Genomic DNA, 25,146 nt, shown 5'->3' on the forward strand with positions numbered 1-25,146 from the left:
GACGCCTCCCGACTACCGGCTACACCAATGGGAGTACGTCAGCCGGCCTCGCGACGTGCCTTGGCCCGCCGCTTGCCCTCGTGCATCGCCTGCACACGGGCGACCGGAATCGTACGGCCCTCTTCGACCAGACCGGGGTCGAGAGCCTGGGGCGCGGGCATCGCGGCCGCCCAGGGGTCGTCGCCGTTCAGAAGGGCGGGGGCGGTCAGCACGGTGAAGTCGGCCGGGGTGACATCGTCGAGATCGTCCCACGCCACCGGGAACGAGACCGGCACGCCAGGGCGTACGCGAGGGCTGTAAGTGGCCACGACGGTCGCGCCGCCGGAACGGGTCGCGTCGAGGAAAACCTTGCCGTGGCGGTCCTCGCGGATGAACGCGGTCGTCGCCAGCTCGGGATCGAGGCGCTCGGCGCGGGCGGCGACGGCTCGGGTGGCCGCCGCGACCTGCTCGGGATCGCTCTTGCCGTCAAGGGGCACGAACACGTGTACGCCCTTGGCGCCGCTGGTCTTCACCGCGCCCGCCATGTTCGCACTGGCCAAGGCCTCACGGACGAGACGGGCGGCCTGCACGGCCAGCGTGAACGCGCCGCCCTCGGGCGGGTCCAGATCCATGATCAGGTGGGTCGGGTGGTGGTCGCCGGCGTGCATGAGGGCGGGGTGATACTCGATCGCCCGCTGATTGCCGAACCACAGGAGCGTACGGCGGTCGTCGCAGAGGGCGTAGGTGACCTCGCGATGCGACGCCTCGGCCCACACCGTCGTGCGCGGCACCCACTCGGGGGTGTATTTGGGCAGGTTCTTCTGCATGAACTTGTCCTGCCCGCGCAGCAGGCGGATCACCGACAGCGGCCGATCGCGCAGCACGGGCAGCATCTTGTCGCTCACCGCGTCGAGATAGTCGACGAGGTCACGCTTGGTGGCGCCCGCCCCCTCGAACAGCTCCTGGTCGAGGTTGGTCAGCGCGACGCCGTCCCGCTCTTCGCCCTTAGCCGCCATCCGCCCATCGTGCCCGAGTTACCTGATCTGGGCGACCCATACGGCGGGCAGGACCATCAACAGCGTCAGGACGACGTACGCCCCGCCGATGCCGAACCGGCGGCCGTGCGTGGCGATCACCGCGCCGAGGAAGGGCAGCAGCACGGTGAGCACGGCGGCGGCGAGGAGCACCTCGGCCGAGCCGGCGATGGCGGTCAGTGCGTACACGATCAGGATCGGGACGATGATCGCCCAGCCGATCGTCAGGGCGGTGACGCGGCGCTTCACCGCGACGTGGCGGGCGAGGTCGGCCGGGTCCTTCTGACGGGCGTACGCCATGCGCTCGGCGAAGCCGTGGGCGGTGCGCCCTTCCTCCGTGGTCACGCGCTGAGAATAGGGCTGTCCCCGCCTCGGTGTGCGCTGCGCCACGGGCGATTTGACCGAATCGTTGCCTAGCGTTGTTGCTTGGCTTTTGTTGCTGTGACTTTGTTGCTTGGCCCCCGGTACGCCGGTCGGGCGTACCGGGGGCGCCGGTCCCGGTTCATGGCCGGGCCGGAGACCTCAGCTCTTGACCGAGCCCGCCATCAGACCGCCGATGAACCAGCGGCCGAGCAGCACATAAACCAGCAGCGTCGGGATCGACGTGATCAGCGCGCCCGCCATCGACGCCGCGTAGTCGGGCGACTGGGCGCCGGCCAGCGCGTTGAGCGCGATCGTGATCGGGCCGTTCTGCGTATTCGACAGGAAGATGGCGAACAGATAGTCGTTCCAGGCCGACGTGAACTGCCAGATCACCGTGACCACGAAGCCGGGGATCGAGATCGGCAGGATGATCCGGCCGAACGTGCGCAGCAGACCCGCGCCGTCCACCCGGGCCGCCTCGATGAGCTCCTCGGGAACCGTGGTGGCGTAATAGTTCCGGAAGATCAGCGTGCAGATCGGAATGCCGTAGACACAGTGCACGAAGACCAGCGTCGTGATGCCCGGCGGGATCCCGATCGTCGTGATGACCTCGCGCAGCGGAATCATGACGGCCTGGTACGGGATGAACATGCCGAACAGGATCAAGGTGAACACGACGTCGGCGCCGGGGAAGCGCCAGCGCGACAACACGAAACCGTTCGCCGCGCCGATCAGCGACGAGATCACCGCGACCGGGATGGCCAGCTCGAACGTGCGGATGAACGACGGCTGGAGCGCGGTCCAGGCCTTCTCCCACGACGCGAACGTCCACTTGTCGGGCAGGTTCCACTGGCTGGTCACGCCGATGTCCGCGCCCGACTTGAAGCTGGTCACGATCAGCACGTACATCGGCATCAGCACGATGATCAGGAAGAGCAGGGCGAGGGCGTACTTGACGATCGCCCCCGGCCCGGTTCTGGCGCGCGGCTTGTTTCGAGGCGCGAGCGGTTCCAGGGTTTCCGGCGGAGTCGCGAGCGTCGTCATGCGTTCTTCTCCTGCCGGTTCGTGTAGATCAGGTAAGGCACGATGACGACGGCCACGAGCAGCAGCAGGATGATCGAGATCGCCGCGGCCTTGGCGTAGTCGCTGGTCAGCAGCGTCTGCCAGACGTAGATCGCGGGCACCTCGGTCAGCCACTGCGGACCCGAGACGCTCATGATCAGGTCGAACATCTTCATCGACATGTGCCCGAGGATGATCAGCGCGGACAGCGCCACCGGCGTGAGCTGCGGCAAGATCACGTTGCGGTAGAGCCGGTACGTGCTCGCCCCGTCCATCGCCGCCGCCTCGCGCAACTCGGCCGGGATGCCCCGGAAGCCGGCCAGGAACAGCGCCATCACATAGCCCGCGAGCTGCCAGATGGCCGGGATCGCCATCGACGCCATGCCCCAGTTCGGGTTCGTCCACCAGGTGCTCTGCGCGAAATCAAGACCCAGACCACCGAGTACGGCGTTCAGGCCGCCCGCGTTCTCGCCCTTGTTCGGGTTCATCAGCCAGCGCCACACCACACCCGAAGCGACGAACGAGACCGCCATCGGGAACAGGTAGACCGTGCGGAAGAAGCCCTCCGCCTTGACGCCCCGCTCGAGGATGAACGCCCAGAGCAGGCCGAAGAACATCGCGCCGACCAGGAAGACCACCGTGAAGACCGCAAGGTTCTTCAGCGAGTGGGTGAACCGGTCGTTGATGTCCTCGGTGAAAAGTTTCGTGTAGTTCTCCAGCCCGACGAAGCCCTTCGACCCGAGAGCGTTGTGCTCGTCGGAGACGGAGACCTTGGTCGTCCAGGCGATCAGGCCATAGACGAAGACGGCGAGCAGGATCAGCGAGGGGGAGAGCAGCAGCAGGCCCGGTCCCCATTGCCGGAGTCGGCGCATCGAGGCTCCTCATGTTGCTTGTATAGACGCACCGAGGGCGGGACAGCCTCAGCGCCGTCCCGCCCGTGGTGACTTACCGATTTACTTCTTGACGAACTGCGACGCGGCGGTGGCGAGAGCCTTCTGCAGCGCGGCGACGTCCTGGTTGGTCGAGAAGGCGCCAAGGGCCGAGTTGGCCGCACCCTGCCAGCCCTGCGAGCAGGCCGAACCGTGGGCACACGACGGAACCTGGGTCGCGGACTTCCAGTCGGCCATCGCGGCCTGCTGGTACTTCGGGTAGTCGGACGGCGTGGCGTCCGTACGGGCCGGGATCGAGCCCTTGGTGGTGTTGAACGCCTTCTGGCCGGCGGCCGAGCCGACGGTCTTCAGCCAGCACTTCGTACCCTCGGCGTTCTTGGCGCCCTTGGGCAGCACGAACGAGTCGGCGAGCCACTGGAACGTGGTGCCGTTGCCCGGGAACGTGAACCACGCGTAGTCGGTGAACTTCTTGGCGTCCAGGTCGGCCGCCTCCCAGTCACCCATGAGCTGGTACGCCGCCTTGCCGTCCATGACGAGCTTCTCGGCGTCGGTCCAGTCCAGAGCGTCGCGGTCGGTGTTGGTGTAGGTCAGCAGCGTCTTGAAGTCGTTGATGCCCTTGGTGACCAGCGGGTCGTTCCAGTCGGTGGTGCCGCTCCACAGACCCGTGAACTTCTCCGGGCCCAGGTCGGTGATCAGGACCGACTCGAACAGCATCAGCTGCGTCCAGTCCTTGCCGATGGCGAGCGGGGCCTTGATGCCCTTGGCCTTGACCTTGTCGAGGTCGGCGATGAAGCCGGCCAGGTCGGTCGGGTCCTTGGTGATGCCGGCGTCGGCGAGGACCTTCTTGTTGGTCCAGACCACGTTCGCGCGGTGGATGTTGGCCGGAACGGAGTAAATCTTGCCGTCCACGGTCAGGTTGTCGATCAGGCCCTTGGGGAACGCCTGCTTGAGGCCCCACGCGTCGTAGTCGGCGCTGATGTCCTCGATCTGGCCGGCGTTGATGTAGTCCTGAAGCTCGGCGCCGGCGTGCGCCTGGAACGTGTCAGGCGGGGTGCCCTGCTGCAGGCGGGACGCGAGCACAGACTTCGCGTTGGCACCGGCGCCACCGGCGACCGCGCCGTTCTCGAAGGTCTGCCCGGCGCAGTCGGTGCCGAACTGCTTGACCAGGCCGTCGAGGCCGGCCTTCTCGCCGCCGTCGGCCCACCAGGTGAAGACCTCAACCTTGGTCGAACCGGAGCCGCTGCCACCGTCGTCACTGGACCCGCAGGCCCCGGCGGTCAGAAGCGCGGCGACACCGACAGCCGCCACAGCAGCCCGTCGAGTGAAGCCCGTCCGCTTTACAGGACTGAAGGCCATCCTGGTATCTCCCATCGAAGAATTGACATCGTTGTCACACGATCGGGAGTACCGTGCCGCCTCAACCGCACAAGTGTCAACGGCTGTTTCCGTGTCGTTACGTGCGGCCCTTTTCGTTACCTGCTCGAAGGATCGTTGACCTGCTTTCGGCCCGCTCCCGGCATGCTTCGTCGATCTTCGACCTGCGACCGGCCTTGCGGTATGGGTCATTTCAGGCGTGGCTCGGGCGTTGCGTCGGTCGCGGGTCAGCGCGGAGGGCGCTCGCCTGAGCCGCGGGCAATGATAGAAGTAGATATCACGATGGTTCGGGCGGGGCCGGAATGTCCGCTGATGCGCTCGTAAGCCAGCCGGGCGGCCTCGCGCCCGAGAGCGGTCATGTCGTGCGCCACCACGGTTGTGCCCAGGACGTCGGCAAGGTCGAAGTCGTCGAACCCGACGAGGGCGGGGGGTCCGACGGCGTCGCGCATCCCGCGGAGCGCGCCGGTCGTGAGCCTGTTGTTGGTCGTGAAGATCGCGGTCGGGGAGGGGTCGAGCTGGAGTAGGTCGCGGACCGTCCGCTCGGCGTGGCGAACGTCGTGCACGTCTGTGCGGACGAAGGGCTCCCACGCGATGTTGCCCGCCGCGCGCATGGCATTCATGAAGCCGTCGATGCGTGCGCGCTGCGGCGCCATCCGGCGGAGGTCGGCGACCAGCGCGATCCGCCGATGGCCCGCGGCCAGCAGATGTTGCCCGGCCGCCCGGGCCCCGCCCGCGTTGTCGATCAGGACGGCGTCGGCCGACAGCCCATCCGGCGGCCGGTCGAGGAAGACGAACGGAACCCCGCGGTTGCCCTCGATCGCCAGATATTCGTGATCGTCGGCGCTGGGGATGACGAGCAGCGCCCTGACCCGGCGTTCCAGGAACGCGTCGACGAGGCTGCGCTCCAACATGGCGTCCTCGTCGTTGTTCGCCGTGATCAGCAGAAGCCCGTGCTGCCGCAGCTCGCGCTCGATCCCACTGGCGACCGCGGAGTAGAACGGGTTGGTGAGATCGCCGCTGACCAGCCCGACCAGCGCCGAGGTGGCCCCCCGCCGCAGTTCCCGGGCGATGCCGTTGAGCCGGTAGCCGAGCAGGTCGGCGGCGTCGCGCACCCGCCGACCGGTGGACGGCGCGACATTGGGCTCCTGGTTCAGCGCGCGCGAGGCGGTCTTGAGGCTGACCCCGGCCAACGCGGCCACCTGAGTCAACGTGGGCCGGCGAACGGTCACATCGTCGACGGGCATAACGCTCCGAGCACTATCAGCGGCAAGACAGCCAAGTATGACATCGACCGAGCGGCCGCCACCTCCACCGTGTGCGCGAACTCCCGGCCGCCGGAGGGTTTCCGCGGCCGAGTTTTGTCGCATCGGTCCGTCCAGCCACTCGAACAACTCGGTTCAGGGAAGTGGGGGTGGCCGAAGCCGGCGTCTGATCGGGCTCCGGTCGCACGAGAAGGACAGGGCAATGTGGAGTCAGCCGCCTGATCCGCTTAGGGCGGCACATTCGTCGGCTCAGCGGCCGGTGGTCCGGCAGGTCCGCCCGACCCGCCCTCGGGCCGAGCGGACCTGCCGCCAGCCCCTTGAGCTGGGCCGGCGCCGGAATCTTGTCAGCGACAGTGACGGCTCCTGGTGGGCCATGACGGGCCGTTCATCCACCGCTGCGCGGCGCCCGTAAGGTGACGACGTTATACCCCGTTCCGAACCTTTTTATACTTAATTTGACTACCTTCAGGTGTGTCGAACCTGCCTGCGGCGACGAGGTGCCCGGGCTGCGAACACGGGGGTAGATCGGTGTTGGAAACAGACAGAATGCGAAAACGGCGCGGTGGTCGCCATCGGTGGAGGGCGGCCGTGGCGGTGGTGCTGGGAGCACTGCTGGCGACAGCGGCGCTCCCCGCACCGGCCCGGGCGGCGCCAGCCGCTCCGGCAGATGTCACGGCGACCGCGGGCAAGAGGACCATCACGGTCAACTGGACCCATGACGGCGTCGACGTCAACCACTTCCTTGCGACGACGGCCGGCGGTGCTAAGACCTGCACGGCCTCCGGCACCGCGGGTACATGCACCATCAGCTCGCTGACGGCCAACACGACCTACACCGTCACGGTCAAGGCGTGCTCGGGGGTGAGCAACGACGTTGACTGCTCGGCGCCAGTTGAAGCAGCAACGACCGCAACCCCCGGGCCCCCGAACATTCCCACCAAGCCGACCGTCTCCTACACCCAGACGGGCGGTCAGGTGATGGTGAGGTGGACGCCCGGCAGTGGAGGCACCACCGGCATCGCCGGCTTCACCGTGACGCCGTCGCCGTTGCCGGTCGATGAGGGTCAGACGGGTACGTGCGCGGCTCCATTGGCGCCGAACGTCACCGAGTGCACCTTCGGCGCGCTCACGGCGGGCACGTCCTACACCTTCCGGGTGATCGCACTCGGCGTGGACCAGACCGGCAACTCGGTGGCCAGCACGGCGTCGAACGCCATCATCGCCGGACCACCGGGACGGCCCGACGCGCCGACGGTGACCCGCGGCGAAGCCGACAATGAGGTGGTCGTCAGCTGGACGGCACCGACCGGGGGTGCCCCCGCCACGAGCTACACGGTGACCTCCAACAGCGAGGACGTCGTCACCGGGCTGGGGGGCTGCGGCACGACCGGGGCCTCGCGCTCGTGTGTCGTCACGGTCTCCAACCCGGCCGCACCGCACACCTTCCAGGTAACAGCCAACGGCGGCGGCGCGTCCGAGCCCAGCCTCCCGTCGGACCCCATCGCGCCGGGCAAGCCGGGCGTGCCGGGCGTGCCTACCGTCGAGCTGACCGGCGCGGGTACGGCGACGGTCACCTGGGAGGCGCCCGTTGACGGCAGTCCAGTCAACCTATACGAGGTGACCTCTGACCCGGTGACGAGCAACCCGCCGATGTGCACTGACCCCGAAGTACTCACGTGCAACTTCACTGGCCTCGACCCGGCGGCGACGTACACCTTCACCGTCACGGCGGTCTCCATCGAGGGCGTGGAGACCGTGTCCGGTGAGAGCGTCCCGGTGGTGGCGGCCCCGCCCGGGGAACCGGGTAAGCCGGAGGTCGTCCTCACCGCGTCGGGTGAGGTGACGGTGAGCTGGGACGAGCCGGAGGGCGGTGGACTTATCAACGGGTACACGGTGATGGCCGACCCCGTGGTGGACATCCCCGGCACCTGCGGTGAGGACGTCAGCGAACGTTCCTGCGACCTCACCGGTCTGGATCCGACCGTGGCCTACACCTTCGTGGTCGGGGCGCAGGGACCGGTCGGCTATGCGGAGTCCGCGCCCAGCGATCCGGTGACGCCGGGCGCCCCGGGTACGCCGGGTACGCCGTCGGTGATGCTGGGTGATGCGCCGGGTGAGGCGACGGTGTCGTGGACGGCGCCGATCGATGGTGGTCCGGTGACTGGTTACACGTTGACTTCGAATCAGTCGATCACGGTTCCGGAAGGTTGTACCGAGGCGCGTTCGTGTGTGTTCACGGACTTGGACCCGACGTTGTCGTACACGTTCACGGTGACAGCGGCCGGGCCGGTGGGGCCGGCGGCGGTGTCGGCGGCGTCTGCGGCGGTGTTCCCGGACAAGCCGGGTGTGCCGGGTACGCCGTCGGTGGTGTTGGGTGACGCGCCGGGTAAGGCGACGGTGTCGTGGACGGCGCCGGCATCGTCCTCGGGTGGTGCAGTGACGGGTTATACGTTGGAGTCGAATCAGTCGATCACTGTGCCGGATGGTTGTGCCGCGGCGCGGTCGTGTTCGTTCACGGACCTGGATCCGACGTTGGCGTACACGTTCCGTGCTGTCGCTGTGGGTGCTTCGGGGCCGACACCGTCGGCTTGGAGCTCTCCGGCGGTCAAGCCGGACAAGCCGCTGGCGCCGTTGGCGCCGTCGGTGACGTTGGGCGCGACGGCGGGTACGGCGACGGTGGAGTGGGCGGCGCCGACCGAGGGTGGTCCGGCGACGGGGTACCAGCTGACGTCGGATCAGTCGATCACCCTGCCGGCGGATTGTGTCGCGGCGCGGTCCTGCACGTTCACGGACCTGGTTCCGACGTTGCCGTACAGATTCCGGGTGGAGGCGATCGGTAACGCGGGTTCGACGTTGTCGCCGTGGACGTCTGTGGTCAAGCCGGACAAGCCAGGTGTGCCGGGTACGCCGTCGGTGGTGTTGGGTAATGCGCCGGGTAAGGCGACGGTGTCGTGGACGGCGCCGATCGACGGTGGTCCGGTGACTGGTTACACGTTGACTTCGAATCAGTCGATCACGGTTCCGGATGGTTGTACCGAGGCGCGTTCGTGTGTGTTCACGGACTTGGACCCGACGTTGTCGTACACGTTCACGGTGACAGCGGCCGGGCCGGTGGGGCCGGCGGCGGTGTCGGCGACGTCTTCGGCGGTGTTCCCGGACAAGCCCGGCGTGCCGGGTAAGCCGTCGATGGTGAACGGCGCACCGGGCAGCGTGACGGTCACCTGGACGAAGCCGGAGACCGGCGGAGAGGTCCAGACGTACTCGGTGACGTCGCTGCCGGAGGTCACCGCACCGGCTGGTTGTACCGATAAGTTGGTGCTGAGCTGTGTCTTCTCGGGCCTCGACCCGTCCGAGTCGTACACCTTCCGGGTCACCGCCACGGGGCCGGCGGGCTCCGAGGTGTCAGCCATGTCGGATGCGGTGTCGCCGGGTGCGCCCAGCGCTCCGGGCACGCCGACGGTGGCCGTCACGGCACCGAATACGGTGCGGGTCAGTTGGACGGCCTCGCCCTCCGGCGGGGGATCCGTCACCGGTTACACGGTCACCTCGGACCCGGTCGTCACGCCGCCCTCGGGCTGCGTTCTCACCGCCGCGCTGACCTGTGACTTCATCGGTCTCGACGCCGCCAAGTCCTACACCTTCCTGGTGACGGCGATCGGCGGATCGGGCAGGACACCATCGGTGGCCCGGTCGGTGTCGATCACCCCGGCCGCGGGCGGGGTGCCAGGCACGGCCACGGTACAGGTCGTCGCGGCCGGAACGGTGCAGGTCAACTGGACGGCGCCGATCGGCGGCGGACCGGTCGACAACTACACGGTGACCGCCACGCCGGTCGGCGGCAGCCCGCAGCCGGGCTGCACCAACGTGGCAGCACTCACGTGTGACGTCACCGGACTCGACGACACCCAGACGTACACGTTCCTGGTGACGGCGAACGGAAAGGGGGGCAGCACGGATGCCGCGGCGCAGTCCGCGCCGATCAGGCCGGCTTCGCCCGCAGCCCCGGACGCACCGACCGTGCAGTTGGGTGGACCCAACACGGTGCGGTTGACCTGGACGGCGCCGGTCGGCGGCGGACCGGCCGCGCGCTACTCGGTGGTGTCCGAACCGGCGGTGCTCGCGCCGGTGGACTGCACGGACGTGACCGTCCTGGCTTGCACGTTCGAGAATTTGGACAGCGGTGTGCCGTACACGTTCCGGATCGTGACGACCGGACCCGTCGGTGGCCCGGTCACCGGTGCGCCCTCGCAAGAGATCATCCCGGGGCCGCCGGACACACCCGGCCGTCCCTCGGTCGCCTTGACCGCCGACACCAACCAGGTGCGGGTGAGCTGGGAGACGCCGAGCGAGGGCGCCGGCATCCAGGGCTATACCGTGCAGTCCAGCCCGGGTCGGCTGGGGTGTGACGAGCCCGCCACGGAGGTTTCCACCTCCTGCGTGGTGTCGAACCTCAGCCCAACGCAGGCGTACACGTTCCGGGTACAAGCCGTCGGCGTGCCGCTGAGTGGCAACTCGGGCTTCAGCCCGCAGTCTGTCGGGATCACGCCGGGCGCATTGGCTGCGCCGACCGACGTCGACGTCAACGGAGCGAACCAGCAGATCGCCGTGTCGTGGACGGTGCCGGCGAACGCCGGTAACCGGATCGCGTACTACCGAGCGACGGCCACCCCGGACGGGGCGAGCTGCCGGACGGTCGACGGCACCACTACCGAGTGCACCATCACCGGGGTCAGCAACCTGACCTCGTACACGGTGCAGGTGGTCGCGGTCGGTGTCGACGGCACGAGCAACTCCGCGCCGAGCGCGCCGTCGGCGCGGGTGCGACCCACCGCCGGACCGCCCGGATCGCCGACGAACGTGACGGCGGCACCACGTGACCAGAGCGCGCTGGTCACGTGGGCGGCACCGGCGTCGGTCGGTGACGGCATCGCCCGCTACGTCGCTACGGCCTCCGGCACTCCGGACGGCCAGTCGTGCACCACCCCGGACGCGGCAACCCGCAGTTGCGTCATCACTGGGCTGACGAACGGCAACGAGTACCGGATCGCGGTCGTTGCGGTCGGTCGGGCGGCGAGTGGCATCTCGGCGCCCAGCACACCGTCCGCGGTGGTGACCCCGGAGATCCCGGTCGCGGTACCCACCGGCGTCATCGTCACGCCCGGGACGGCGGACCTGACGGTCCGCTTCACCCCGGGGCAGGGCGGATCGGCGGCCGCGAACTTCACGGCCACCGCGGCGGGCGGCCCGGCAAGCGGGCCCTGCACGACGGCGAACGCAACGACGTTCAGCTGTGTCATCGCCGGCGTGCAGCCCGGCACCAGCTACACGGTGACGGTGGTTGCCAACTCGGCGAATCCGAACCTGCGCTCGGCGGCCAGCGCGCCGTCCGGTTCGGTGACGGCGTTGTCCTTCGCCGCGCCGACGCTGCCCGGCACCATCCCGTCGGGGACCGCCGTGCTGGGCGCGTTGACCAGCTCGGCGGGAGCCACGTTGCCGGTGGGTAGCACCACCACGCTGAGCGGAGACGGATTCGCTCCGTACGCGGGAATCACCGTTGGTTCCTATCCGGGTGCGGGCGTGCTCGCCTCCGTGGTGGCGGATTCGAAGGGCGCGTTCAGCGTGCCGGTGACGATCACCGGTGCGACCGGCGCGCGGACACTCGTCGCGGGGGGCAGCACGCCCACGTCCACGACGGCCCGTTACCGGGGTCTGTCGGTGACGGTCGGGTAGGCCGCAACCGGTAAGCACGGTCACCCCGGAGCCCATTGGGCTCCGGGGTGATCTGCTTCGGTGGTACGCGGCACCCACGGCATCGCGACCGGCTCGACCGCGTCGTCGAGCGGCTCCGGCTGGGAGCGGCCCGGAATCGCGTGGTGACGGGGTGGTTCGACCGCGAAGGCTCCGGTCCAGTCCGCCTTTCCCGAGTTGCCGCACTTTCGCGCGTCGGCGGGACGGGCCTTAGCTTGGACCTGTCCGTCACTCGGTGTGAACGTGGAATGAGGCCGAGCAATGGTGACTGTCGCGCTGGTCAGTGCTGGCTTCATGGGGTCCGGATTGGGCGCCGCGCTGCGGCAGGGTGGTGCTCGAGTGGTCAGCCCGGCGGAGATCGTCGCTCGCCTGCGCGGATGACGGCCGGTCGCCCCAGGCCGAGCGAGGGGAGGTGGGCGGACCAGACCTTCTTGGGGACGACAATGCGCCACGCGTCGAGGACCAGCTCGGTCATCAGGTCTTCATCGAGCTCGGACAGCCAGGCCTGAACCCAGTTGAAGCGCAGGTCGGACTGGCGGGGCAGATGGAAGATCGCGGGGTCGGAGGCGACCAGGGCGTCACGCTCGTCCTTGGGGAACGCGAAGCCCATGACCGTCTCGTCGCGGGAGAAGGCCAGGTAGACGATTTTGCCGACGCGGAACTTCAGCCGGTCGGCGATCAGGTGCTCTGAGCTGCGCGGGAGGTCGCGGACGACCTGCCGAACGTCATCGACGGAGACCATGCGACGACCCTACGGCGGGGGTGTGACATTGTCGTTCGAGTGGCGGCGAGGCCTGGGGACGGAGAGCGGCGTCGTCGGCTCTTCCTGGAGCGGCGTGCTGCCGGGAACCCTCGCCCGGAAGACGCGGTCGGCCGGAAGGCGGTAGGTGGCCGCCTTGACCAGCTCGTCCGGGACGGTGTGCTTGCCGCCTGAGGAGTCTTCGTCCAGTACGACTGCCGAGCCGTCGGAGGGCCGGCTCGCGTCCGGCACGGCAACCCCCGTGTTGTGCTCCTGCGGCACACCGGCCCGCGAGGTCGACGGGCTGAGACTTTCGGCCGGCCCGACCTGGGTCGACGCGGTCGGGAAAGAGGGGGCAGCGGGGTGTCTGTCGCCGACGGCTAGGAAGTGTTCCGGAGCGGGACCGGGCGGGAACGCGGATCCGGACCTCGGACGCTGGTTGCCTGCCGGAGGTGTCTGGCTGCTCGGTGCGGATGGCCCGGAGGAGATCGCTTCGGGCGGGCGGCGTCCGAGCACGGGGCCGGAGCCGTCGGCGGGCCGTGGGTCGGGAAAGGGCTGGTAGGTCACCCCGCCGATGGCCGCAGGCTCGGCAACGGTGTTCCGCGGCAGCGGCAGGGGGACCGGGAATCCGCACGAAGGTTTCGAGCGTGACGGTTCCCAGGGCCGGCGCTGGTCCGGCCGTCGCCGGACCAGCGGCTTGTCTCGCAGCATCGGGTTCACGGTCAGACCGGATCTGAACTCGGTCGGCGGCTGCTCGAGCGTCATTCGGGCCGCGCCGGCGTCTCCCTCAGTGGGAGTATGCGCGTCGGCCACGGCCGCCGGGAGAGGGGCAGAGTTGCCGGTGACCGTAACGCCTTGATGCCTGACGGCTCGGCCGGGATCGGCCCCGCGAGCAGGCCGGGAACAGGTCGCGGTGGAGTCGGTAGCCGCAGCGGCGGGCGGCGGGGTGTCGAGGGCTGGGAGAGGGGAGCGGGGGGCGGGAGGCCTGGCCGGCTGGGCGGGGGAGGTTTGGACCGAGGCGGTGCCGCGCGGGGCGCGTCTGGGAGTCACGGCCCGGACGGCGAGGCTGAAGACCCGGTCGGAGGCAGTCTCGTACCCGTCCCGGTAGGCCTCCTCCCGGTCCTGGTGGAACCGGTGACGCTGGTGCAGGCGGCCGATGGTGTAGGCGGCGCTGGCGACGAACAGGGCCAGGAGGATGAAGATCAGCACGGAGTCGCCGGGCGCGGTCATGGGGTCGATTGTTTCGAAGTTGATAGATCGGTAGCTATGGCCCGTTTGACGTACCCCGATCGAGTAAGGGGACAGCTCATTCGGTGGCGAGCAGCGCCGAGACGCAGGCGCGAACCTCCTCGACGAACAGCTCGGGCTGTTCGAATGCCGCGAAATGGCCGCCGCGGGACGGCGAACCCCAATAGCGGATGTCGGTGAAACGCCGCGCGGCCCAGCGTCGCGACGGGCGCGGATTTTCGCGGGGGAAGATCGAGCAGCCCACGGGAACGGAAACGGGCGGCGCGGCGTCAGGGTCGTCGCCCCGGAAGATGGCTTGCACCGCGGGAAAGCTCTCCCAGTAGAGACGGGAGGCCGAAGCGCCCGCGCCGGGCAGCCAATACATCATCAGGTTGTCGAGCAACTGGTCGCGGGAAAGGGCGTCCCCGTCCGTCCAGGCGTGGAATTTCTCGAGAATCCAGGCGCACAGCGCGGCCGGGGAGTCGACCAGGCCGTACCCGATGGTTTGGGGCCTGGTGGCCTGCACGAAGGAGTAGCCGTCACCGTCGGCCGCCGCCGCCAGGTCATCGAGAGCTTTCTGCTCGACGGGGGTCAGAGAGCCGAAGGTGGCCGGGTCGGGCGCCACCAACGGCGGCACGAGGTGCAGGCCGATCACGCGGGACGGGTGCCGGAGCCCGATGGCCGTGCTGACGCTGGTCCCCCAGTCGTGGCCCTGAGCGACGAATCGGGCATATCCGAGGTGGGTCATCAGGTCGGCCCACGCGTCGGCGACCCGCTCGACGCCCCAGCCCGCGACGGTGGGAGCGTCGCTGAAACCGTAGCCGGGCAGGGAGGGGCAGACGACGTGGAACGACGACGACAGCGGTCCGATCACGTCGAAGAACTCGACGATCGACCCGGGCCACCCATGGGTCATCAGCAATGGCACGGCGTCGGCACGCGCCGACCGCACGTGCACGAAATGGATGCCCGAGGCGCGGAACTGCGGATGCCGGTTGAGCCGGGCCTCGGCCGCTGTGAAGTCATAGGAAGCGGCCCAATAGTCGCAGAGTGACTGCGTGTAGGAGAGCGGCGTCCCCTGTGCCCACCCCGGCACGGGCGAGGCCGAGGGCCACCGCGTCTGCCGCAGTCGCGCCCGCAGGTCGGCAACGGCCTCAGGGGAGATGGCGACGCGAAAGGTTTCGCTCATGCACCCTTGGTATCAGGAGCCTCTGACAATTCAGGGGCCGCCGACGATTTCGCCGCTGGCGACCGCCTCCTGCAGGCCCCGGGCCGCCAGCCGGTCGGCCCGCTCGTTCTCCGGATGTCCGGCGTGCCCCTTCACCCAGTGCCACTGCACGTCGTGCCGTTGCACGGCCGCGTTCAGCCGCTGCCACAGGTCCACGTTCTTGACCGGCTGCTTCGCCGACGTCTGCCACCCGTTGGCCGCCCAGCGCGGCAGCCATTTGGTGATTCCGTCGCGCACATAGACGCTGTCGGTGTAGAGCTTCACCGTCAGCGGCGACCGGTTCAGCGTCTCGAGCGCCCGGATCGGCGCCATCAGCTCCATCCGGTTGTTCGTGGTCTGCTCCGCCGTGCCGCCGCACAGGTCCTTCTCCTTGGTGCCATAGCGCAGCACAGCACCCCACCCGCCAGGCCCGGGATTGGGCGCGCAGGCCCCGTCGGTGTAAATCTCCACCACGCTCATGTGAGCACCCTAACGGGGCGTACCCGCCCCACCAGTCACCACAGAGGGCAGCACGTAAAGTAGTGGACCGCATGTACTCGAGCAGCAAGGCGGGCGGATGTCGGACGACGCGGTCGAGGTCAACGGGCTCGTCGTGCGCTACGGCGGCACGACGGCGGTCGACGGTGTGTCGCTCACCGTGCCGCGCGGCCGGGTGCTCTCGCTGCTCGGGCACAACGGCGCCGGCAAGACCAGCCTGCTGCAGGTCTGTGAGGGTTTCCGGAAGGCCGACGGCGGCACAGTCCGCGTCCTCGGCCTGGACCCGATCGCCGACCACGACACGTTGATGCCCCGCCTCGGCATCATGCTGCAGTCCGGCGGCGTCTACCCCTGGGCCACGGCCGGCGAGATCTTGCGCCTGTTCGCCTCGTTCGCGGCCTCCCCCCTCGACGTCGACATGCTGCTCGACCGCCTCGGCCTGCGGAAATTCGAGCGTACGAGGTGGCGCCGTCTCTCCGGGGGCGAGCAGCAGCGCCTCTCGCTCGCCATCGCGCTGGTCGGCCGGCCCGAGCTGGTCTTTCTCGACGAGCCGACCGCCGGCATGGACACCGAGGCCCGGCACACGACGTGGCGGCTGATCGAGGAGCTGCGCGCTGACGGTGTGTCCGTCCTGCTCACGACCCATCTGCTCGACGAGGCCGAGCGCCTGGCCGACGACGTGGTCATCATGAGCTCGGGCGTGGTCGCCGCGACCGGCACGCCCGCCGAGCTCACCGCCGCCGCCGGCATCGACCTGCTGGAGGTGCGCGCCGAGCCCGGCCTGAAACCGGCGGACGGCCGGCTCACCGACCTGAAAATTTCGGAGACCACCCCGGGGGAGTATGCCGTGACGGGCGCCCTCGACGCAGCGGCGATCTCGGCGGTGCTGGGCTGGTTCGCCGCGGCGGGCGCCCAGGTCACCGCTGTGAACACGCGCCGGCGCACCCTCGAGGACGTCTATCTGGCCCTGACCACCGGAGAGAAGGCGTACCGATGAGCGGGATCTTCGCACCCGCCCCCGGCCGTGCCCCCATGCGCAGCGTGGTGGCCAGCCAGATCCGCATGGAGCTGACCCTGACCGCGCGCCGCGGCGAGGCCGTCGTGCTGGCCATGGGCGTCCCCTTGCTGGTGCTGCTCGGGGCGGGTCTGACCGAGGTCACCAACGTGCCCGGGAACGATCGGCTGGCCTTCGTGGTGCCCGGCGTGCTGGCACTGACCGTGATGTCGACCGCTTTCACCGGCCAGGCGATCACCACTGGTTACGAGCGGGCGTATGGGGTGCTGAAAAGGCTCGGCGCCTCGCCGCTGAGCCGGCCCGGTCTGCTTTTCGCCAAGACCTCGGCGGTGCTGGGCCTGATCGTCGTGCAGCTCGTCGCGCTGGCCGCGGTGGGCGTCGCGGTCGGCTGGCGGCCGCATTTCGGCGCGACCCTGTCGGCGGTCGGCGTCACCGTGCTCGCCACCGCGGCGTACAGCGGATTGGCGCTTCTGATGGCGAGCGTGCTGCGGCCCGAAGCCACGACGGGTGCGGCGACGCTGATCTATGTCCTGATGCTGGCCGCGGGCGGGATCATGTTCGCCGCCCCTGACCTGGGCACGGTCGGCTGGTTCCTGTTGCCGCTGGCCGCGCACGCCGAGGCGCTGCGGGCGACGCTCTCGCACGACGCGAGTGTTCCGCTGTCGATCTGGCTCAGCCTGGGCGCCTGGGCGGTCGTCTTCGTGACCGCGGCCGCCCGCAAGTTCCGCTGGGAGTGAGCCTGTCCATCGATCGGTGGACAACCGCTGACGGTCGTGCGGTCGTCCCGCGGACACCTCGGTAGGCAGCACGATCGATGGCATGACAGCCATTGAGGTGCGGGACTGGCGGGCCCGGATCGGCATCGTGCTGCAGACCACGGATGACATCGCCGAACTGACCGTACGCGAGATGGTGCGGCACGTCGCCGGTTCTACCGTGATCCACGGCCGCCCGCCGAGGTGATCGAGCTGGTCGGCCTGTCCGAGAAGAGCACGAGCCGCCCGCCGAACCGCCGTCCCGGGTGCTCACGCGCTGGTGGCAAATGCCGTTGCTGACGTTCTTCCTCGCGGTAGGGATCACGCCGTGGCTGCTTGGGGCGGTCCTCCGGCGGCGTCGGTCTGCTCCCGTCTGACCTTCTTCCGGCCACGCACGATCCCCGCTGCAGGGCCGCTTATAGGGGATGCGTTGGGCCGTAAGGCCGAATTCGGCCGAAAAAAGCGTTCCGCCGCTAACGAGGGGATACGCCGGTTAGATTACGGAAGGCGAGAAGCCGGATCTTTCTCGGATTTCGCTGCTCGGGCCGGCTCCAGCCGGCTCCCTCCAGCCCGCCCACCGGTGCTGTACCCGAACAGGCAAACCCGCTGCGAGGCGGGGACGCAAAGCCAGGAGCCTCCCCGACGGAGGCCGCCCAGCCGCCGAAGGAGAAGGAAAGACATGCGCTATCCAGAAGCCCATGCAGCCAGGAGCGGCTCGGTTCCGTTCATGGCGCGTGGCCCCAAGTCGTTGCGAACAGCAGTGGCTGTCGTCGCCGCCGGCGTCATCGGACTCGTTCCCGCACTCGTATGCGCCACACCCGCGTCCGCCGCGGCCGGCGACCTAGTTATCACGCCGACGGTTGGTTCCGTGGTAGAGGGCGGCACGCTGTCGTTCTCCATTGCCGAGAAAGGTGGTGGGTCTACCGGCACCTTTAATGTGGCCACGGTTGTGGACGACACCTTTGGCGCCAGTAAGGCGAACCTAGCGAACGACCTTGGTACGCCGTCACCGGCAACCATCGATGCCACCGCCGGAAACGGCCCGTGGGTCGTCACTGTGCCGACCACACAGGACACCACCTATGAGACCAGCGAGACGTTCAAGCTCCGCATCACTCTTAGCGGTGATTCCGTTACTACGGTTGCCGAGGTTGTCGCGACCATTCAGGCCGATGGTGACCCCCCGCCGACTTACTCGCTGACCGCGACCTCGCCCACTGTGGCGGAATCGGCCTCGGTTCTGACGACCTCGGTAACGGCTGAACTGAGCAAGGCTTCGGACGTGCCCGTCAGCGTCGACCTGGTGACGGAGAACGGCACCGCGACCGGTGGATCCGACTTTACGGCGCTGGCGACGACTAATGTCATCATCGCCGCAGGCGCGATGACCAGTAGTGCCACCGTAGTCACTGTCCTGAACGACATCGTGAAGGACAGCGCTGACACGGAGACCTTCAAGGTCAACGGTGTGGCGACCGGCACGCTGAATCCGGCCGCGTCGACCACCATCAGCATCACGGACGACGAGACGACGCCGAAGCTCAACCTCTCGAGGACCGGCACCCAGCAGGAAGGCAACGCTGTGACCTACACGGTCACGGCGACGCCGGGTTCCGAGCTTCCCATCTCGTTCCAGTGGAACGCCGTAGCGGCTTCGCCGGTCGATGCGACCCATGGCCTTGCCACTCCGGGTACGGACTTCCCGTACCCGGCGGCGGACGCGCGGAGGGTCACCATCGTCGGCACCACTGCGACCATTCCGCTCAACCTGTTCGCGGACAATCTGAACGAGAAGTCGCCCGAGGATTATGCGATCGAGATCGCGTCGCTGACGAACGCGGAGGCCGGCACCATCACCACGATGAACGGCGTCATCGCCGACGCCGGCACCGACACGGCTCCGTCGGTCAACATCACGGGCACACCGGTGACCGAAGGTAACAGCGGCACTCTGACGAAGACGTTCACGGCGACGCTTACCAAGGCGTCGGGTCGCACCGTCACCATCGACTGGGAGACCGGGGACCACACGCCGGGGCTCGGTTACGCCGTCGCCGGCAAGGACTACAAGGCGGCCGAGGGCCGGCTCGTGTTCGAGCCCGGTGTGCTCACCAAGACCTTCACTGTCGACGTCCTGGGTGATGTGGTCGACGAGGACACCGGCGAATCCTTCGACGTCGAATTGCACAACGTCGATGAGACGGCTGCCGGCCTCGGCACGAACGCCAGCCCGGTCGTGCAGGTGACGCCGGTGATGATCACGGACGACGACGACAAGCCCTCTCTCATGTTCGAAGACACGACTGTCGACGAGGCCGACGTCGTGTGGGCCGCGCTGCTGCCGGTGAAGCTCGTGGGTACCACCAGCGATCGCCCCATCACGTTCACGATGGGCGCCGCCAACACGACCGGCGACTACCTCAGCACGATCGTCGGGGCACCCGGCACTGAGGACTACGCGCTCGCCGGTACGACAGTCGTCATCCCGGCGGAGCAGTCGACGGGCTACGGCGTCGTGGTCGTCAAGGGTGACAAGGTCTACGAGAGCAACGAGTCGACACACGTCACCATCACCGCTTCCACGAATGGCGAATTTATCACCGGCTCTCCGAAAACCGCGAAGTTCACGCTGAACAACGACGATGACGCGCCGAACCTGGAAATCAACAGCGTGACGGGCGACGAGGGCGAGACGGTCAACGTCACCGGCACTGTGGATGGTGTCGCCGAGGACGATGTCACGGTGAACGTCACCTTCGCCGGCAAAACTGTCGACGGTATTCGGGCGGCGAGCCCGTCGGACTTCGTGAACCCGGGAGCCAAGGCGATCAAGATCGAGGGTGGCACCGACTCCGGCACGTCGCTTTCGGTGGCGACGATCGAGTTGCTCAAGACCGATGAGGCCGAGCCTGCTGAGGCGATCGTGGCCTCGGGCTTCGGGCTGAACAATATCGGCACCGTGACCGACGGCGTCATCAAGATCAACGAGCACGGCGAGCAGCCGGGTGAGCCGGGTGACAGCCCGAAGCCGACCATTCTGGGCGCGAGCCGGGTCTACGGCCCGTCGAAGGTCGAGCTCAGCGGCATGGTTGCCCCGAACAAGCAGGTCGAGCTTTGGGGAGCCCCGGTCGGTGGCGGCCTTCTTAAGTGGATCAAGAACGTGGACAGCGACGACGAGGGTCACTACGACTTCGAGCACTCCATCACCTGGGGTCACCGCTTCCTGGTGGAGTCGCAGGACATGAAGTCGGACGAGAAGGTCGTCTGGGTCGTCCAGAAGCCGATCTTCGTGGTCAGCACGTCGACCAAGGGTGCCATCCACTTCGGTGTGAAGGGCTACCCGTGGGCCGTCGGTCAGACCGTGGCGGTGCAGCGTTGGACGAACTCGGGTTGGGCCACCATTCGGGCCGGCAAGACCGGTGGGGACGCCGTCTGGCGGGGCTCGATCCCGTTCGCCTCGGGCAGCAAGATCGTCCTGAGGGCCTGGGTCTCCGGTGAGTCCGGCCGGGGCACGTTGCCGGCCTTCAGCCCGCAGCAGACGACCACTGTCAGATAGGTAAGAACAGCATCACCTGAACCAACGAAGACGGGGGCGGCCATGAGGCCGCCCCCGTCGCCTTTGTCTGACCTCACTCCACCTCGGCGACCGCCTGGGCGAACTGCGCCGAATACAACCGGGCGTACGCCCCACCCGCCGCGATCAGCGAATCATGCGTCCCCTGCTCGACGATCTGACCGTGCTCCATCACCAGGATCACGTCGGCGTCGCGGATCGTCGACAACCGGTGGGCGATCACGAAGCTCGTCCGGCCCTGCCGCAGCGTCGCCATCGCCCGCTGGATCAGCACCTCCGTACGGGTGTCGACCGAGCTCGTCGCCTCGTCCAGGATCAGGATGCTGGGCTCGGCCATGAACGCGCGGGCGATCGTGATCAGCTGCTTCTGCCCGGCGCTGACGTTCGAGCCCTCCTCGTCGATCACCGTGTCGTAGCCGTCGGGCAGCATGCGCACGAACGGGTCGACGTGGGCCGCCTCGGCTGCCCTCACCACCTCTTCCAGGTCGAACGAGTCGGCCCCGTACGCGATGTTCTCGGCGATCGTGCCTCCGAACAGCCAGGTGTCCTGCAGCACCATGCCGATCTCCTCGCGGAGCTGCGAGCGCGGCATGGTCGCGATGTCGACCCCGTCGATCAGGATGCGTCCCGAGTCGACGTCGTAGAAGCGCATCAGCAGGTTGACCAGCGTGGTCTTGCCCGCGCCGGTCGGCCCCACGACGGCTACGGTCTGGCCGGGCGTCACGTCGAGCGACAGGTGCTCGATCAGCGGCTTGTCCGGCACGTAGCGGAACGACACGTCCTCGAACGCGACCTCCCCGCGCACGTTCCCCAGCGCGACGGGTGACGGCTCAGCCGACTGCTCCGGCGCGTGGAGCAGCGCGAATACCCGCTCGGCCGACGCCACCCCCGACTGGATCAGGTTCGCCATGCTCGCCACCTGGGTCAGCGGCTGGCTGAACTGACGCGAGTACTGGATGAAGGCCTGCACCTCGCCCAGCGACAGCGCGCCCGAAGCCACCCGAAGACCACCGACCACAGCCACGAGTACGTAGTTCAGGTTGCTGATGAACATCATGGCCGGCTGGATCAGGCCGCTGATGAACTGCGCGCGGAACGACGAGGCGTACAGCTTGTCGTTGTGCTCCTGGAAGGTCTGGTTGGCCTCGTTCTGCCGGCCGAACACCTTGACCAGCGAGTGACCCGTGAACATCTCTTCGATGTGGCCGTTCAGCCGTCCGGTGGTCGCCCACTGGGCGACGAAGTTGGGCTGTGAACGCTTGCCGACCGCCATCGTGATGACGAACGAGACCGGGACCGTGACCAGCGCGATCACGGCGAGCAGGGGCGAGATCCAGAACATCGCCCCGAGCACCCCGACGATGGTCAGCAATGCCGTGGTGAGCTGGGCGAACGTCTGCTGCAAAGTCTGGGCGATGTTGTCGGTGTCGTTGGTCGCCCGGCTGAGCACCTCGCCGCGCGGCTGCTGGTCGAAGTAGGACAGCGGTAGCCGCGACAGCTTGGCCTCGACCTGCTGCCGCAGGTGATAGACGGCGGTCTGCACGACGTGCGCGGTGATGCGGCCCTGGAGCACGCCGAAGACCCACGCGAAGACGTAGATCAGCGCGACCCAGGCGAGCACGCGCCCGAGCCGGTCGAAGTCGATGCCCTGACCGGGGACGAAGTCGACCGCCGAGAGCAGGCTGGCCTGGGTGTCCTCGCCGCGGGCCCGCAGCGCCGCGATCGCCTCGGCCTTGGTCACGTCGCCGTCGAACATCCGCCCGATCACGCCGGCGAAGATCACGTCGGTGGCGTGACCGAGCAGGTAGGGGCCGATCACCGACAGGGTCACGCTGACCGCGCCGGCGAGCATCACGAACCCGACGAGCAGGCGCTGCGGCTTGAGCAACCCGAGCAGCCGTTTGGTGGAACCCTTGAAATCCTGGAGCTTCTCGGTCGGGCCAGGACCGGCCATCATGCGCATGGCTGGAGGCCCGCCCACGGGAGGCCGGCGAGGGGCGGTCATGCTGCAGCCTCCTGAGCTGTGAGCTGCGAAAGAACAATCTCGCGGTACGTCTCGTTGGTGTCCATCAGTTCCGCGTGGGTGCCGGTTCCGGCGACCCGGCCGTCGTCGAGCACGACGATGCGGTCGGCCTCGCGGATCGTGCTGACCCGCTGGGCCACGATCACCACGGTGGCCTGCCCGATGTGGTCGGTCAGGGCCGATCGCAGCGCCGCGTCGGTCGCGTAGTCGAGCGCCGAGAACGAGTCGTCGAACAGGTAGATCTCGGGCCGGTGCACCAGCGCGCGGGCGATCGCCAGCCGCTGCCGCTGCCCGCCCGACACGTTCGTGCCGCCTTGCGCGATGGGCGCGTCCAGGCCGCCCTCCATCCGTTCGACGAAGTCGCGCGCCTGGGCGACCTCGAGCGCCTCCCACAGTTGCTCATCGGTGGCGTCCGGATTGCCGTACCGCAGGTTGCTGGCGACCGTGCCCGAGAACAGGTAGGGCCGCTGGGGCACCAGGCCGACCAGCCGCGACAGCAGGCCGGCGTCGAGCTCGCGTACGTCGACACCGTCGACCAGCACCTGCCCGGCGGTCGCGTCGAACAGCCGCGGTACGAGGTTGAGCAGGGTCGTCTTGCCGCTGCCGGTGCTGCCGATGACCGCCGTGATCTCGCCCGGCCGGGCGATCAGGTCGATGCCGCTGAGTACGGGCGCCTCGGCCCCGGGGTAGCGGAACTCGACGCCGCGCAGGTCGAGCCGCCCGTGCTCGCTCACCGACGTGACCGGCTCGGCGGCCCGCGCGACGCTGGACTCGGTGCCGAGCACCTCCTCGATGCGCTCGGCGCAGACCTCGGCCCGCGGGATCATGACGAACATGAACGTCGCCATCATGATCGACATGAGGATCTGCATGAGGTAGCTGAGGAACGCGGTCAGCGCGCCGATCTGCATCGCGCCGTCCTCGATGCGGTGGCCGCCGAACCAGAGCACCGCCACGCTGGAGAGGTTCACGATCAGCATGACGGTCGGGAACATCAGCGCCATCAGCTTGCCGACCCTGAGCGACACGTCGGTCAGTTCGGCGTTGGAGCCCTCGTAGCGGGCCTGCTCGCGCTCGTCGCGGACGAAGGCGCGGATCACCCGGATGCCGGTGATCTGCTCGCGCATCACCTGGTTGACCCGGTCGATGCGCTTCTGCATCGAGCGGAACAGCGGGCGCATCCGTACGATGATCGCGGCGACCGTGGCGATCAGCACCGGCACGATGACCAGCAGCAGGGACGAGAGCGGCACGTCCTGCCGCAGGGCGAGCACGATGCCGCCGACGCACATGATCGGCGCCGAGACCATCAACGTGAAGGTCATCAGCACCAGCATCTGAACCTGTTGCACGTCGTTGGTGGTGCGCGTGATCAGCGAGGGCGCGCCGAACTGGCCGACCTCGCGGGCCGAGAAGTCCTGCACCCGTCCGAAGATCGAGGCGCGGACGTCGCGGCCGACCGCCATCGCGGTGCGGGCGCCGAAATAGACGGCGACGACCTGGGTCGCGATCTGCGCCAGCGTGACCACGAGCATCCACCCGCCGATCCGCATGACGTAGCCCGTGTCGCCCTTGACGACGCCGTTGTCGATGATGTCGGCGTTGAGCGTGGGCAGGTAGAGCGTGGCCAGCGTCTGCAGGAACTGGAAGAACACGACCAGTCCGATGTCTCGCCGGTAGGGCCTCAGATGGCCGCGTAACAGTTGTATGAGCACTACTGGTTCCCCCGTCGGTGGAGCAATCCGTCGAGCAGCAAGGAGGCCGTCTCCGCACCGCTGAAGTTGTCCGGGTCGCCGAACGGCCCGTACGTGTTGGCGCCGCAGAAGAGCAGGAGCAGGGAGGCCACGTCGGCCGGCGAGCGGCGCAGCAGGTCCGCGTCGGGGGCGAGCACCTCGGTGAGCGCGTCCTGCAGGGCGCGGCGGTTCGAGATCGCCTGGTGGGAGGCGTCGCCGCTGAGGATCAGCTTGCGGGCGGCCGACATGATCTGCGCGTTCTCGGCGAACCGGGTGTGGATCAGCTCGGCCGCCTGGGTCAGCCGCTCGCGCAGAGGCAGGCCCCGGTCGATCGCGGCCAGCGCGTCAAGCGTCGGCTGCGGCTCGAGCGCCTTGATCACCGAGCAGACGACCAGCGAGGTCTTGGTCTCGAAGACGCCGAAGATGGTGCCCTCGGCCACCCCGGCGGCCTGGGCTATCTGGCGCGTGCTGACATCGACCCCGTGCTCGTGCAGCAGCGGGATGGTCGCCTCGATCAGGGCCGCCCGGCGCTCCTCGGGCGCCAGAGCGGGGACACGTCTTCGTTTGCTCTCCACGGCGACGAGCATAATGAGCGAGCACTCACTCAGCCACTGACATTTGTCATGGGCGCCGGCCTGAGGACTTACCCCAGGCGGGGCCGAG

General features: G+C 68.4%; 18 protein-coding genes and 1 riboswitch. Of the genes, 5 read left to right on the plus strand and 13 right to left on the minus strand.

Going from position 1 to position 25,146, the window contains the following annotated elements:
* Nucleotides 1-38: 38 nt before the first annotated feature.
* The 6 genes from ligD to EER30_RS18575 form a co-directional block, all read right to left on the minus strand.
* Nucleotides 39-995: a non-homologous end-joining DNA ligase gene (ligD, locus tag EER30_RS18550; RefSeq protein ID WP_127501739.1), complete on the minus strand. Its 957-nt coding sequence runs from the start codon at nucleotides 993-995 to the stop codon at nucleotides 39-41.
* 18 nt (nucleotides 996-1,013) lie between these two features.
* On the minus strand, nucleotides 1,014-1,358 hold the full coding sequence (locus EER30_RS18555) for a hypothetical protein (protein ID WP_127501740.1): 345 nt from the start codon (nucleotides 1,356-1,358) through the stop codon (nucleotides 1,014-1,016).
* 177 nt (nucleotides 1,359-1,535) lie between these two features.
* The gene (locus tag EER30_RS18560) at nucleotides 1,536-2,420 is read right to left on the minus strand and encodes a carbohydrate ABC transporter permease (RefSeq protein WP_127501741.1); all 885 of its coding nucleotides are present in this window, start codon (nucleotides 2,418-2,420) and stop codon (nucleotides 1,536-1,538) included.
* Nucleotides 2,417-3,310 (minus strand): carbohydrate ABC transporter permease, encoded by an 894-nt coding sequence (locus EER30_RS18565; protein WP_127501742.1) that lies wholly within the window; start codon nucleotides 3,308-3,310, stop codon nucleotides 2,417-2,419. Before EER30_RS18565 ends, EER30_RS18560 begins: the two co-directional genes overlap by 4 nt.
* Before the next feature lie 81 nt (nucleotides 3,311-3,391).
* Nucleotides 3,392-4,684 (minus strand): ABC transporter substrate-binding protein, encoded by a 1,293-nt coding sequence (locus EER30_RS18570; RefSeq protein WP_127501743.1) that lies wholly within the window; start codon nucleotides 4,682-4,684, stop codon nucleotides 3,392-3,394.
* A gap of 245 nt (nucleotides 4,685-4,929) precedes the next feature.
* Nucleotides 4,930-5,946, minus strand: a complete 1,017-nt coding sequence (locus EER30_RS18575) for a LacI family DNA-binding transcriptional regulator (RefSeq protein ID WP_127501744.1) — start codon at nucleotides 5,944-5,946, stop codon at nucleotides 4,930-4,932.
* A 606-nt stretch (nucleotides 5,947-6,552) separates the two neighbouring features.
* Between EER30_RS18575 and EER30_RS18580 the strand changes: the two genes are divergently transcribed.
* Nucleotides 6,553-11,694, plus strand: a complete 5,142-nt coding sequence (locus EER30_RS18580) for a fibronectin type III domain-containing protein (protein ID WP_164842374.1) — start codon at nucleotides 6,553-6,555, stop codon at nucleotides 11,692-11,694.
* Nucleotides 11,695-12,055: 361 nt separating this feature from the next.
* On the opposite strand, the gene EER30_RS18585 is transcribed toward EER30_RS18580, so the two are convergent.
* From EER30_RS18585 to rnhA, 4 genes are all read right to left on the minus strand, one after another.
* The gene (locus EER30_RS18585) at nucleotides 12,056-12,454 is read right to left on the minus strand and encodes an MmcQ/YjbR family DNA-binding protein (protein WP_127501746.1); all 399 of its coding nucleotides are present in this window, start codon (nucleotides 12,452-12,454) and stop codon (nucleotides 12,056-12,058) included.
* 9 nt (nucleotides 12,455-12,463) lie between these two features.
* Entirely contained in the window at nucleotides 12,464-13,681 is a 1,218-nt protein-coding gene (locus EER30_RS18590) for a hypothetical protein (RefSeq protein WP_127501747.1), read from the minus strand.
* 76 nt (nucleotides 13,682-13,757) lie between these two features.
* A complete protein-coding gene (locus EER30_RS18595) occupies nucleotides 13,758-14,867 on the minus strand; it encodes an epoxide hydrolase family protein (protein WP_127501748.1) in 1,110 nt (369 codons plus the stop codon).
* Nucleotides 14,868-14,897: 30 nt separating this feature from the next.
* Nucleotides 14,898-15,365 carry a ribonuclease HI gene (gene rnhA, locus EER30_RS18600; RefSeq protein ID WP_127501749.1) on the minus strand — a complete coding sequence of 156 codons (468 nt, stop codon included), beginning with the start codon at nucleotides 15,363-15,365 and terminating at the stop codon, nucleotides 14,898-14,900.
* Between the two features lie 97 nt (nucleotides 15,366-15,462).
* On the opposite strand from rnhA, the gene EER30_RS18605 reads away from it, so the two are divergent.
* The 4 genes from EER30_RS18605 to EER30_RS18620 all read left to right on the plus strand — a co-directional run bounded on the left by EER30_RS18605 (nucleotide 15,463) and on the right by EER30_RS18620 (nucleotide 20,709).
* Nucleotides 15,463-16,380 carry an ABC transporter ATP-binding protein gene (locus tag EER30_RS18605; RefSeq protein WP_127501750.1) on the plus strand — a complete coding sequence of 306 codons (918 nt, stop codon included), beginning with the start codon at nucleotides 15,463-15,465 and terminating at the stop codon, nucleotides 16,378-16,380.
* The gene (locus tag EER30_RS18610; RefSeq protein WP_164842375.1) at nucleotides 16,377-17,135 is read left to right on the plus strand and encodes an ABC transporter permease; all 759 of its coding nucleotides are present in this window, start codon (nucleotides 16,377-16,379) and stop codon (nucleotides 17,133-17,135) included. Before EER30_RS18605 ends, EER30_RS18610 begins: the two co-directional genes overlap by 4 nt.
* Before the next feature lie 82 nt (nucleotides 17,136-17,217).
* Nucleotides 17,218-17,361 carry a hypothetical protein gene (locus tag EER30_RS18615; RefSeq protein ID WP_205650286.1) on the plus strand — a complete coding sequence of 48 codons (144 nt, stop codon included), beginning with the start codon at nucleotides 17,218-17,220 and terminating at the stop codon, nucleotides 17,359-17,361.
* A gap of 378 nt (nucleotides 17,362-17,739) precedes the next feature.
* Nucleotides 17,740-17,818: riboswitch (cyclic di-GMP riboswitch) on the plus strand.
* A 14-nt stretch (nucleotides 17,819-17,832) separates the two neighbouring features.
* Nucleotides 17,833-20,709 (plus strand): Calx-beta domain-containing protein, encoded by a 2,877-nt coding sequence (locus EER30_RS18620; protein WP_127501751.1) that lies wholly within the window; start codon nucleotides 17,833-17,835, stop codon nucleotides 20,707-20,709.
* Nucleotides 20,710-20,782: 73 nt separating this feature from the next.
* Here EER30_RS18620 and EER30_RS18625 read toward each other — a convergent pair whose 3' ends face one another.
* Genes EER30_RS18625 through EER30_RS18635 form a run of 3 tightly spaced genes read right to left on the minus strand, consistent with a single transcriptional unit; the run spans nucleotide 20,783 to nucleotide 25,058 of the window.
* Nucleotides 20,783-22,732: an ABC transporter ATP-binding protein gene (locus tag EER30_RS18625; RefSeq protein ID WP_127501752.1), complete on the minus strand. Its 1,950-nt coding sequence runs from the start codon at nucleotides 22,730-22,732 to the stop codon at nucleotides 20,783-20,785.
* On the minus strand, nucleotides 22,729-24,465 hold the full coding sequence (locus EER30_RS18630; protein ID WP_127501753.1) for an ABC transporter ATP-binding protein: 1,737 nt from the start codon (nucleotides 24,463-24,465) through the stop codon (nucleotides 22,729-22,731). Before EER30_RS18630 ends, EER30_RS18625 begins: the two co-directional genes overlap by 4 nt.
* Nucleotides 24,465-25,058, minus strand: coding sequence for a TetR/AcrR family transcriptional regulator (locus EER30_RS18635; protein ID WP_127501754.1), 594 nt, complete (start codon nucleotides 25,056-25,058; stop codon nucleotides 24,465-24,467). The genes EER30_RS18630 and EER30_RS18635 overlap by 1 nt, the downstream gene beginning before the upstream one ends.
* Between the last annotated feature and the right edge of the window lie 88 nt (nucleotides 25,059-25,146).

The organism is Actinoplanes solisilvae, assembly GCF_003999975.1.
In the GTDB taxonomy this organism is placed as follows: domain Bacteria; phylum Actinomycetota; class Actinomycetes; order Mycobacteriales; family Micromonosporaceae; genus Actinoplanes; species Actinoplanes solisilvae.